General features: G+C 62.3%; 8 protein-coding genes and 1 pseudogene. 4 read left to right on the top strand and 5 right to left on the bottom strand.

Annotation, left to right across the window (positions count from 1 at the left end):
* Window positions 1-53: 53 nt before the first annotated feature.
* The gene (locus V8J55_RS10685; RefSeq protein WP_336445580.1) at window positions 54-2648 is read right to left on the bottom strand and encodes a TonB-dependent receptor; all 2595 of its coding nucleotides are present in this window, start codon (window positions 2646-2648) and stop codon (window positions 54-56) included.
* Window positions 2649-2986: 338 nt separating this feature from the next.
* A complete protein-coding gene (locus V8J55_RS10680; RefSeq protein ID WP_336445579.1) occupies window positions 2987-3877 on the bottom strand; it encodes a LysR family transcriptional regulator in 891 nt (296 codons plus the stop codon).
* Window positions 3878-4396: 519 nt separating this feature from the next.
* Here V8J55_RS10680 and V8J55_RS10675 point away from each other — a divergent pair.
* A complete protein-coding gene (locus V8J55_RS10675; RefSeq protein ID WP_336445578.1) occupies window positions 4397-6067 on the top strand; it encodes an AMP-binding protein in 1671 nt (556 codons plus the stop codon).
* A gap of 36 nt (window positions 6068-6103) precedes the next feature.
* Here V8J55_RS10675 and V8J55_RS10670 read toward each other — a convergent pair whose 3' ends face one another.
* From V8J55_RS10670 to V8J55_RS10660, 3 genes and pseudogenes are all read right to left on the bottom strand, one after another.
* Window positions 6104-6328, bottom strand: coding sequence for a DUF2274 domain-containing protein (locus V8J55_RS10670; RefSeq protein ID WP_336445577.1), 225 nt, complete (start codon window positions 6326-6328; stop codon window positions 6104-6106).
* A complete protein-coding gene (locus V8J55_RS10665; RefSeq protein WP_336445576.1) occupies window positions 6325-7551 on the bottom strand; it encodes a TrbI/VirB10 family protein in 1227 nt (408 codons plus the stop codon). Before V8J55_RS10665 ends, V8J55_RS10670 begins: the two co-directional genes overlap by 4 nt.
* Window positions 7548-8015, bottom strand: a pseudogene (locus tag V8J55_RS10660) (TrbG/VirB9 family P-type conjugative transfer protein); the annotation flags it as partial. The gene V8J55_RS10665 and the pseudogene V8J55_RS10660, both read right to left, overlap by 4 nt.
* 1956 nt (window positions 8016-9971) lie before the next feature.
* Here V8J55_RS10660 and V8J55_RS10655 point away from each other — a divergent pair.
* The 3 genes from V8J55_RS10655 to V8J55_RS10645 are packed head-to-tail and all read left to right on the top strand — an operon-like array spanning window position 9972 to window position 12054.
* Window positions 9972-11195 (top strand): pilus assembly protein TadG-related protein, encoded by a 1224-nt coding sequence (locus V8J55_RS10655; RefSeq protein ID WP_336445574.1) that lies wholly within the window; start codon window positions 9972-9974, stop codon window positions 11193-11195.
* A gap of 11 nt (window positions 11196-11206) precedes the next feature.
* A complete protein-coding gene (locus V8J55_RS10650) occupies window positions 11207-11665 on the top strand; it encodes a TadE/TadG family type IV pilus assembly protein (RefSeq protein WP_336445573.1) in 459 nt (152 codons plus the stop codon).
* Window positions 11662-12054, top strand: a complete 393-nt coding sequence (locus V8J55_RS10645) for a TadE/TadG family type IV pilus assembly protein (RefSeq protein WP_336445572.1) — start codon at window positions 11662-11664, stop codon at window positions 12052-12054. The genes V8J55_RS10650 and V8J55_RS10645 overlap by 4 nt, the downstream gene beginning before the upstream one ends.
* Window positions 12055-12107 lie beyond the last annotated feature (53 nt).

Raw genomic sequence — 12107 nt, 5'->3', positions numbered from 1 at the left:
TATTTCACGACCGCAAGCAGCGCCCGCACCGACGCGCCGGCGCTGCCCTTTATCTAGAATTTCGTACGGATCCCGATCTGCAGCAATCGTCCGAGCGTCGACCCGTTCGTAAAGCCCTTATCGGCAGCGAAGAAGGGCGGGTCCTGATCGAAGAGGTTGGTGACATTCAACGTCAACTGCAGGTCCTGCGCAAAGGCCACAGGCAGGTCGAGTGCGGCAAACGCATCGACGGTCGTGAACGAGCCGACGCTCGCCTGAACGAGCGGTACGGCGTTGCGGTCATAGCCGGCGCGGTGGTTGACATCGACCGAGAAGGTGAGCCCGCCAGTTTGGAGCCCTGCCGAAGCGACCGCGCTCCAACGGCTGGCACCGGGCGTGTCGAATTCGGACACGAACGGCAAGCCAGCAACGACCGCATTTTCGCGGTTCAAGATGTAGGTCCCGGCCACACGGGCGTGCACTGTGCCGAAGCCATATTCGTGGCGATAGCCCACATTGAAGTCGATACCATCCTGTTTCAGCTGCCCCAGATTCTGTTGCCGAAGGTCGTAATAGGCAAAGGTGGTTGCCGGATTGAGCGCACAGAGGCCTGCGATCGTGAGCGGTATCTGTTGCTCGCCGCTAAGGAAGCCCATCTGCGCGCAGCTCTGATTGTCGCGCACATATTGATTCAGCGCCGGGGTGAAGAAAGGCGTCGACAGCAAGCCGACCATATCCTTGAGATGGATATTATAGTAGCTGACGCTCGCCTTCAGGCCGGGGGTGGCGGTGGGCTCGACGTCCACGCCGACCGACCAGGTGGTGGCTTTCTGCGGGTCGATCTGGTCGACGAAGCCCGCGTAGACCGCAGCGAAGGGTGCCTGCTGGCCCGGAACAAGTACAGTTGGCAAAACCTGCACGAGGTCGAAGCCTGACGCAGCCTTGAGGCCAGGCCCGGGCGAGCTGAACGACCGGCCCCAGTTGCCTCTCAGTTTCAGGCCTTCGAAAGGCTCATAGGTCAGGCCGACCTTCGGGTTGAACGACCCCTCCGAGTCCGAATAGTCATTATAACGCCCCGAAAGCGACAAGGTCAGCGAGTGAAGACCCGGGCTGGCGTTGTCGGCCCCGACGATCGGCGCCGCGAATTCGAAAAAGGCAGACTTTGTCGTGCGCTTCTCGGGCTTGACGGTGTCCGGGGTCTGGGCCCGGCGCCCGGGGATGATCGACGCGTTGACGATGTCCCACTGCGCCTCGTCGAGATAATCCACGCCCACGGCCAATCGCGCGCTGCCACCCGGCAAGCGGAACAACGGCCCTTCGGCGATAGCGCGGCCGCTATAAATATGCTGGTTCGATTTCTGATATTGCTCGCGGAGGATGCCGGCCAGCACCGTGGGATTGGTGGCGCTGAGATTATAGGGGTTGAGCGCAGTCGCAGTGGTAGTGCCTGCCGCCGCCGCGGCGATCGCGCCGGCATCGGTCAGCGGCTGGCCGCCTTCGAACCGCGAGCGCTGGTAATTGCCCGAAACGGTCAATCGCCAGCTGCTGCCGAGCTCGGCCGTCAAGGTCGACGTGACCCCATATTGCTGGAGCTCGCTCCTGCTGCGATCTTCAAACGCATTGCCGATAAAGGACGTGAAGATGCTTTGCGAGGTCTCGTCGCCGATCCGCACGAAATAAGGATTGGTCGGCGTGATGTCGATCCGGGAGCGGACCGGACCCTGGAAGGTCGACAGCGTTTTGCGCGAGTAGAAAGCCCGAACATCGAACTCGATCGAGTCGGTTATGTTCTGGTTGAATCCGGCGTAGACATTGTGCCGCTCCGACTTCGGCGCGAACTGGGCGTCATCCGTATTGTCGCATGGCAGGATCCCGGGCGTCCGGCCCGGCAACGCATAGGCATTGCCGTTCACCGTTCCGCCTCTGGTGAAGACCGTTCCGGGCGCGCAAAAGCCCTCGGTGTTCGGGATCACCTGGAATACAAAGTCTCGATCGCGGCCGAAGAGAGGATCGTTTCGCGAGAAGGAATAGGAGAGATAAGCCGATCCCGTATCCCAGCTCTTGCCGGCAGTGATACTGCCGTCGAAGGCGTTGTAATGGTCGGCGATCCCGACGCGGGCGTTGGCTTCGAGCCCATCGAAGCGTCGGCGGGTGATGAAGTTGATCACGCCGCCGATCGCGTCCGACCCGTAAATGGCGGACCCACCGTCAAGCACGAGCTCGACCCGTTCGATGACCGCCGGCGGGATCAGGTCCGGATCGGCGCTGGCGCCGCCGCCGCCGACGACCCGGTGACCGTCGATCAGGATCAGCGTTGTCGAGCCACTGCTCGCGCCGAGCGACCGCAGGATCGGACGCCCCGGGTTAGGCCCCTGCAGGAAGGTGTTCGATACCTGCGGAATATTGGCGAGGATTTCATTCGCGCTCGTCGCACCGGTCGCGACGATCTCTTCGCGCGACACGCCGACGACGTTGGTGCCGACGGGAGCAATGCCGCGAATGAGTGTGCCGGTGACGACAATATCGCCGCTCTGGCTCGAGCCCTGCTCGTCCGCAAGGCCCTCCTGGGGCGCCGTATCGACGGTCTGCGCATAGGCAGATTGCCCAGCGAGCGCCAGGATCAGCGCCGACGCGCCGACGAGATACCGAATATTGGTTGCCTTGGTCATATCTATCCTCCCCATGTCGTTTTTCGCGCACATCACGGCTCGACGTTCGAGCCATCCGACGCTGTGTTTTTAGATGAATTTGCTACGCGACCGAGCGCGCGCCGCGCCCCACGGCGCAAGCCTTTACGCGCGGCCGCCGATACGGATCGCGCAATCCATCTCCTCCAAATCGACCGTTATCCGCCGCTTTAGCGCCCGGTCTTCAGGCGTGGTTCTGCGGCTACCGCTTGGGGAAGTCTAATCCCAATGCAGTCACGATTGATTGCAAATTCGGATAAATCAGAGTATACCGAAGCCTCCGGTGTGGCCCTGGTTCGCCCGTCGCGGCGCCCTGCCCGTCATCGTCTTTCGACAAGCTTCAGCGCGAGCTCCCAGAATTTCTGCTGTGCGTAACCCGCCGCCCCGCGGCGACGGAGCAGTTGGAAGGGGAGCGTCGCGGGCGCGGCGATCGGGACCCGCACCACTTCGACGGCGCCGATTTCGTCCTCGCCAAAATCGAAAAAGGCCGCCGCTTCGGTCGGGGCATCCATGCGGCTGGGGGCGCCCTCCGCCATCTCGGGAATTTCGACGAGGCGGCAGCCTGCCTCAAGGAGCGGCGCATGGAGTGCATCCCACAACGGTGGGTTCAAGCTTCGGGTAAAAACATGCACCGGATAGTCCACCAGGGCCGCTGCGGGTAGCACATCCGAGCCGGCCAGCCGATGCTCGCGCGACAGCGTGACCGAAACGCCGAACCGCCTGAGTTCGAGGCCTTCATAGCGGGCCTCATCGACCTCGCCGACCATGAAGGTCAGATCGAGTTCGCCCGCGTCCAGCCGGCCCAGCAAGGCCAGCGACCAGCCGGTTTCCAGTTCCAGATGAACATTCGGATAGGCGAGAGCAAAATCGTGGATCAGTTTGCCCCGCTGCCGGATGATCTTCGTGTAGGGCGCGGCGCCGATCCTCAATATGCCCTGATTGCTCCGGCTGAGTTGCGTCGCGAGCTGGTCGACATTTTCGAATGCTTTCGCTGCAGCGCTGGCGGCGTGAAAGAGCTGCGCGCCGCGATCGGTCAGCGCAAGGCGTCTCGTTGTGCGGTCGAAGAGCCGAAAGCCAAGCTGCTGTTCGAGCTTCTGGAGGCGGGTCGACAACCATGGCTGATTGACGCGCAGCCGCTGCGCGGCCCGCGTGAACGACCCTTCTTCCGCGATCGCCGCGAACTCGGTGACGAGCTTGGGATCAATTCGCACGCGCAGGGCCCTGCTTCCAAGCGCCCCCGGCCCGCCCGAGGGTCAGATAGCCCATGCCCGGCAGAAGTTTGCCGGCGATACGCCGCATGTTATCTTTCCTCATAATCTGGTCAGACACTCCTCGCCGGTGCAGGTCGGTTCGGCGCCGTCCGGGACCTCGCTCTTCTAGCACCAGGATCCGCCCATGACCATTGAACAATCACAGCTGACTGTAAGCGCGCGCTGAGCTTTCAGGGAACGGAGCGGCCAGCCGGCGGCACTGATCGCAACTAAGTCGGATATCGACTAAATCGAGCGCGATTTCGGCTTAGACACAAGCTGCCCCGGCGGTCATGGTCGGATAGATTCGATCGCCGCGCGCGAGACGAAATTGAAGGGAGAGTTTGTGCATCGCTATACGCTGGATGTCGCCGCCGGGTTCGCCCGCAGCGCTAATCGGACACGAATGACCGGAGCCGCCGGGACGCTTTGCCATTGGGTTCCGCCAGCCCGCGGACCGGGCAGCGAAGGGCAGCACGCGTGAGCCGGCCCGTAACGGATATGTCGGCCGGTCGGCCGATCAGCTACGAGAAGGCGATGATCGAATTCGACCCGGTCGCGACGCTCCAGATCCTGGCGATGGATGCTGCGGGCCACGCAAATGCCGCAGAGATCTGCTGCGACCGGCATGCCGGACAGTATGATAAGGTGGGGCTGCGACACCGCTCGCCGGCCGGCGAGACGCGCGACTGGACATTTGCCGAACTGAAGCAGCGTTCGGCGCAGCTTGCGGGCGCGCTTGCCCACCTCGGTGTTGGCAAGGGCGATTGCATCGCCGGACTGCTGCCACGAACCCCCGAGCTGCTCATCACCATCCTCGCGACATGGCGGCTCGGAGCAGTATATCAGCCGCTGTTCACCGCATTCGGCCCGAAAGCCATCGAGCATCGCATATTGGCGGCAAGTACCCGCCTGATTGTCACCGATATGACAAATCGGCCGAAGCTGTCAGAGGCCGCAGTGGATGTGGCGATCGTCACCGTGGCGTCGGCGAGCCCGGACGATCATGACTTCTGGTCGCTGGTCGAAGCCCAGGATGACTGCCTCGAGCCAGTCGCCTGCACCCTCGACGACCCTTTCCTGATCATGTTCACCTCCGGCACGACCGGTCTGCCCAAGTCGCTGTTCGTCCCGATAAAGGCGATCGCCGCCTTTGCGAATTACATGCGCGATGCGGTCGATTTGCGGCCCGACGACCGCTTCTGGAATCTGGCCGATCCGGGCTGGGCCTATGGGCTCTATTATGCGGTCACCGGTCCCCTGGCGATCGGAGCGACCACCATCTTCCACGAGGGCGCGTTCAGCGTCGACTCCGCTTATGACACGATCGTCGAATATGGCATCACGAACCTTGCCGGCTCGCCCACCGCATATCGGCTGCTCATGGGCGAAGGGACGGAACAGGTCGCGCGGATACGGGATCGGCTGCGCGTCGTCAGCAGCGCGGGCGAACCGCTCAACCCCGAAATCATCCGCTGGTTCGAACGGCATCTCAACGCGCCGATCTACGACCATTATGGCCAGACCGAGCTTGGCATGGTGCTGTGCAATCATCATGCATTGAAGCATCCCGTCCGGATCGGCTCGGCGGGGGTCGCCTCGCCCGGCCACCGGGTGGTGGTGCTGTCGCCCGAGGGCGAGGAACTGGGCGCGGGACAGCCCGGTATCCTGGCGCTGGATATTGCCCGCTCGCCGCTCTTCTGGTTCGGCGGCTATCGCGAGGCAAAGACGGCCGCCTTTCAAGGCGGCTACTATCTGAGCGGGGACACTGTCGAACTGAACGACGATGCAAGCATCTCCTTCGTCGGACGCGCCGACGATGTGATCACCACGTCAGGGTATCGCGTGGGACCGTTCGACGTAGAAAGTGCGCTGATCGAGCATGAGGCGGTGTTCGAGTCGGCAGTGATCGGAAAGCCCGACCCCGAGCGGACCGAAATCATCAAGGCGTTCGTCGTACTGAAGCCCGCATATCAGCCGGACGAGGCTTTGGCGGAGGCGTTGCGGCTTCATGTTAAGGCCAAGCTGTCGGCGCATGCCTATCCTCGCGAGATCGAGTTTGTCGATTCGCTGCCCAAGACGCCCAGCGGAAAAGTTCAACGGTTCGTGCTGCGCGCCCAGGAAGTCGCGAACGCGGCCCCGGCAGATTGAGATCGACCGCACCGGACGGGGTTTCACGCCCCGGTGTCAGCGACCGTTCCGGCGTTGCCTGCTGAACTCGCGGTCGCTTGCGATGAATCGCTCGATCATGGCGGGGATCAGCTTCTCCGGCGATATCGGCGACGCCATTCCGGTCAGGCGAGCATGGACATCCGCATAGTCGGCGAGGTCGCGAACCAATGAGCCGGACATCTCGATCGTCATTTTGACAGGCTTGTTGTCTGCGATGGCGCCAAGCCGAAGCCGGCTCACGACCGATCTCCTGTGATCGGCTCCAGAACGAGGTCGCGGGTCACGACGACGCGAAGCACAGCGCCCGGTCGGATGGTCAGCGTCGGCGGCACGCCAAGTTCGCGTTCGACAACACGGCGGCCAGCCTGTCCGGCCGTATCCTGCGCGCCGTAGCGCAATGCCCGAAGCAACGCGCTGTCGCCGCCGCCGGCGAGTTCGTCGCCAACGCCAAGTAGCGTGGAGACAAAGGCCGCGCGCAGCATTCGGCCCCAATGATTGTCAACACGATCTTCCAGCCCGGCCATTCCCGAGGCGTCGGCACCGGGTTGCCGATCGAGCCCGATCGATCGGCCGCCGGGGAGAAGGAGACGATCCCAGGCGAGCAGAACGCGGCTCTGGCCAGCTGCGACCTCGCTCTCATATTCGCCGACGAGGCGCGCGCCTTGCGGGATGAGCAGGAAGCGGCCGGTCGGACTGTCATAGACATTTTGCGTGACCTGCGCAGTCACCTGCCCGGGCAGGTCAGACCTTATACCCGTGATCAGCGCCGCAGGTATCACGCTTCCGGCTTGAAGGATGTTCGGTGAACTCGGCGCGCGAACCCGCTCCGCGCTTTCGACGGGCCTGCCGGGGCCTCCCTCGGGAAAGGTGCGCCGCGACGCCGTCGCCGATTGCACGCCGCCGTCGGCGGCGGACAAGGCGGGCGCCTCGACCATTCCGCGCCCCATATCTGCCGCCGACGCACGCGGTGCCCCTTCCCCGAGAAAAAGCCGGCTGGCCCGCGCGCCCCCGCGTTCCTGCCGCGCGCGTTCGCGCGCCGTATCGGCGGGCGAGCGGGTATCGGCCGGTGCTGTCCCCATGGGGGGAACCGGAACGATGTCGCCATCGCGCTGCGCAGACACGATCGGCCGCCCGAGATCGCCAGGAAGCGGGGGACCGAGCTTGGGCACCGTTCCATAGTCGGCGGCCGCGTCGGTCACCGCGTCGGGACGGTTCGCCCGCTCGGCCGCGTAGAGATTCCGGGGCGCCTTGGGCACCGCAGGCTGGAGCGCCCATAGCAGGGCGCCGCCGATCGCCGTCGCGGCCGCAGCCCCAGCGATCGCCAGTGCCTTGCGCGACAAGCGCATAACGCGCGGCGGGTCGCCGCGCAGCCGAAACGCGTCCGGGTCCAGCCGCTGCGCCGTTGCCGCCTCCTCTCCCGCCGCCGCGGTGCCCGGCGCCGCGTCCGCCTCCCGCTCGTTCATGACCGCCCCCGGCGGCGCGGCACATCGCGCTCGATCCGGACCATGCGGGCCTGCTTGCCGGCGCCCAGCCGGAGCTCGCCGCGCTCGAAGAGGCGGTCGACGATCATATAGCGGCCCTTTACCCGGTAGTTGACCAGTTCCACTTCGCCGTCGCCGCCCGTGACGAAGAGCGGCGGCATCTCGCCTGCAGCGATAGCCTCGCCGAATTCGATAAAGAGCTGGCGCGAGTCGTCGAAGGCGCGCACCGGGCGCCAGTCAACCTTGTCCCCCGTTATCCGGTAGCGGAAGTTGAGCGCCGCGAGGTCGATGGCCCCGGCGACCGGGGCCAAGCGCGCCGCCTCGGCCTCGGCCGCCTGCAGGGCGATGAGTTCGTCGGCGGGATAGGTCCAGGAGACCGAGGCCATGTAGGCGGCTGCGGTCGCGCGCAGTTCGACATGATAGGTGCGACGGTCGGTGTTGATGACGGGCTCGCTGTCCTTCGACTTGCGGCCGTTGGCGACAATGGTGATCGGCGCGGTGACGTTGAGCGTGGCGAGGGTGCCTTCGAGGCTGCCGTCGGCCTTGACGGTGAGGGTTGCGATAGTCGGCATGTTCTGTCTCCTGAAGTGCTCGGGGACCATCCCCGATGGCGCCACAAGGAGCGTCCGCGAACTGCCGTCACCGAGCGAAGCGAGGGCGAACCCCGCAGGGGTTGACGGCGAAGGTGAGCGCGACGCGCAGAAAGGCGACCGGGGAATGGCACCGGGCTTGAGGAGCCAAGTGCGCGCGCTTACCCCCACGAAGGCGAACGGCGAACTTTCGTGCGATGCAATAAACCGTAACGACTCCGCATCACTACTCGCTCGTACGCTTTGCTACCTCGGAGGACGCCAACCGATAGCGACCGTATCCGACCTTCTCGAGGCTCCCTTCGCGGCACATCATGGGTGGGTATTGACGCGGAACGCCGATGGCTTCGAAGTCGCTGGTTCGGACCGTGCCATGCTCAGTCACCAACGCAATCGCCCGGTCTCGGAGCGATACCGGAAGTGGCTTAGAAACAACTTTCGCTGGAGTACGCCCATGTTTTTGTGGTTTTTCAAGGTCTTCCGACCACAGGTACTCATCACCACCGTCGCCGGGGAGCCAGCATCTCTTAATTTATCCATTTTTCCCTGATATTTCAGGGATTTAATGGCGAAGTTCGAATTTCCTCCACGGAGGGGGCGGTCGGACGATATGCCCGTAAACGTCTGAAACTACTTTGCGATTTTTTTCGAAAAAAGTTCGAATCCCAGCAGGGTGTTGCGGAACTTCGTGAAATAATATTGCCTCCAGCCGCAAGCTGGAATGCGGAATCTTGTAATAAATGATTACTGGCGGAGCCCGCTATCAACCGTGGATCCAGGTAGACCGTAGCGTGGGTTAATCTGAATCCTTGTCCGAACGCTTGTTCGCGGCAATGAGCAGAAGATAAACGTTGCACGCATTTGCGAGCAGATCACGTGCCTCGCAATCGGACAGCGACCGACCATAATAGGGTTCCCAGAACGCCTTGGTCTCTTCGACCAATTTTGCTCAAAACATCCGCGGCTCAAACTCTCGAAACGCATCTACGCCCCGAAGTCGCTTGACGTCTTTCCGCTTTCTGCCGCGCTTGGCCACACAGCCTACTCCAGCTGCCGACTCCATAGAGTGGACCTGTGACATTTTGGTCTCGCGCATGACGACTGCGGTCAGTGGCCTCCTCTGGCCGTTAGCGGACTGTCTGCTTTCCGGCGCAAATTGTGAAAAACTGACCTTCGCGGTCGTGCCGACGATAACAGTTGCTCACTACCGAACACCGATAGGCCGCATTTCTCGTCGTTTCGGCAAAAACTGCCGAACATCTCTGGAAATAGGGTTCAGGACGCGAGAGACCGGTCGGATGCGGTTTTGAAATTCCCATTTCACAAACATGGCTCGATGCGAGGCCACATCGCCACATAAGGAATAAGATGCCCCGTCGAGCGCGTGGCTCGACGGGGCGGGGATACCCTCCGGATCGCGGGAGAGCAGTGAGCACATATCGGAATAAGGTAAAGACGGGATGAAGCGTTAGTGCATTTGAATACGCAAGCGCGATCATAGCTCTTTGACATTTTCAGATCGCTGGGCGGAACGAAAAAACACCCAGTCTATGAAGCAATTCTCTGTTTTATAATAAAATTATAGTTACTTGTTTAGCCCCTTATCCACATCTCAATATCGCAAGGTAAGCGCCTCAGAAATGCAGCCCCATCTGGCGCGGACTACCAAAAGCCAGGAAAAACTGCCGACACCTTTCATTCGGTTCCGGATACGCTCCGAAGCGTCTCGTTTTGTGTCAAAAACCCTGCTTTGCGTCATTTTATTGATTGAAGAGTCATAAACTACGATCTAATTTCATTCAGGGTTGCAGCGTGATTCTTTTGGGGAGATCTCGCGTGCGGAATAGGACCAATTTAGCCAGAGACAGCCGCGGCGCAACGGCTGCTATTTTCGCGATCGCCATGCCCGTTCTGGTTGGCATGGGCGCACTCGCCGTCGATGTTGGACTCTGGACGGTGCAGAAACGCGAAGCGCAGGGCGCCGCGGATCAGGCGGCTTTTTCGGCCGCGATCGCCGCGAAGGCCGACGACGACGATGCCGGACACCTCGAAGGCAAAGCCGTCGCGGCCAGCGTGGGTTTCGTCGACGGGCAGGACGAGGTCACCGTAGAGACGACCAAGCTCGACAGCCTTGACGGGAAGTCGGGCGAGTTCTGGGAAGTCATCATAGAGAAGCCGCAGTCGATGGGGCTTGCGGCGCTTTTCCTCGGCAGCGCGCCGACAGCGCGCGCGCGCGCCGTTGCCGGAACCGCATCGGGCGGCGCCGCCTGTATCATCGGGCTGAAAACCAGCGGCACGGCCATCTCGATCGACAACAACAACAGCATCAGCAATCCGGGATGCGCCGTTTATTCGAACGCCAACATGTCGATGAAAAACGGCAGTACGATCAATGGTGCAGCCTTCGTGGCAGGCTCCATCGACAAGCAGAATGCCAGCCAGATCATGATCGGTCAGGAAGTCACCGGCGTAACGCCCGTTCCCGACCCCTACGCCGATGTTCCGTCGCCCGGGTCCTGCACCAACTCGGCGAAGATCACGAATGGCGGCAGCTATTCCGCTGGGCAATTCTGTGCCGGCATCGAAATCAAGAACAACGCCAGCAACCCTACACTGAACCTCGCATCGGGCACCTATGTTGTCGGCGGCATTCTGAGACTGGATAACGGCGTCACGATCAACGGAAGCGGGGTTACGCTAGTGTTGATGCCCGGCGCAACCGTCTCGCTCGGCAATAATCTTGTCTTCAACATAACGGCACCGACAAGCGGGAACTATGCCGGCATTGCGATGATGGGGCGCAATCTCGGAACGAATATTCTCGCCTGGAACAACGCCACCTTCAACGTTCAGGGCGCTCTCTACTTCCCCAATCAGGAGCTATCGATCAAGAACAACAGCGTGTTCAACTCTGCGCAATGTACGCAATTGGTCGGCCTCGTCGTTTCGATCAACAACAACGCCAATATGAACGACGAATGCCCTGGGTCGGGAATCCGGGATCCCGGCACCGGGAAGGTGGAATTGCTGGTATGAGGAAGTTGCAGATGGAACGCTCCGCTTTGATCAAACGATTGCTGCGGCATCAGTCGGGCGCGAGCGCCGCCGAGTTCGTTCTGGTCTTGCCGATCCTGGTGATCCTGCTTTTCGGCGCGGTCGATGTCGGAGGGCTGGCGTGGACCAAGATACAGGTTGGCGCAGCCGCACGCGCTGGCGCGAGCTATGCGCTGACGAAGGGCTTTGACGAAACAGGAATCAGCAGCGCGGTGACCAATGCGACGGGCTTGACGGTCACACCCACCGTCCCCGGAAAAGAATCCGGGTGCCCGACCCCGACCGGGATCGTCGTGGCGGTGGACGACAGTGTGGTGTGCCCCGACAGCGGGGAACTGCCAGGGGATTATGTGACCGTGGGTGCGAGCGCCGACTATAGCCCGATCTTCGGTTGGCCGGGGCTCGCTGATCCGGTGCAGCTTGAGGCAGAGGCGAAGGTTCGCATCTCATGACGCGGCGCTTGCACTCGGACCGTCGCGGTTCGATCGCCGCGGAATTTGCGCTCGTCATCCCCTTGCTACTGCTCATGTCCTTCGGGATCATCGAATTCGGCCGAACGATGTGGGTGCGCAACTCGCTGCAATCCGCGGTCGAGGATGCCGCGCGCTGCTATGCCCTCAAGCGACCCGAATGTGCGACGATCGCCGATGTCAAAATTTATGCCGCCAGCAAGGCCATGGGTGTTCCCGTAGCCGCCGACGCCTTCGCAGCCGCGCCGGCGGCTTGCGGCAGCGTCAGCGGCAAGCAGGTGACGGTGACATATCCATTCACCTCGGTCGTCCCGGTGATCCCGCTCGACTACACGATCAACGCCCGCGCGTGCCGCCCGATCCCGGTTTGATACCAATTAGCTTTCCCCGGCGCCCGCGCCGCGACGACGGCAGTCGGATTCCT

The sequence above is a fragment of the Sphingopyxis sp. CCNWLW2 genome (assembly GCF_037095755.1).
Classification (GTDB): Bacteria; Pseudomonadota; Alphaproteobacteria; order Sphingomonadales; family Sphingomonadaceae; genus Sphingopyxis.
The sequence above is the reverse complement of the archived record's forward strand: the minus strand, read 5'-3'. Positions and strand labels throughout refer to the sequence as shown.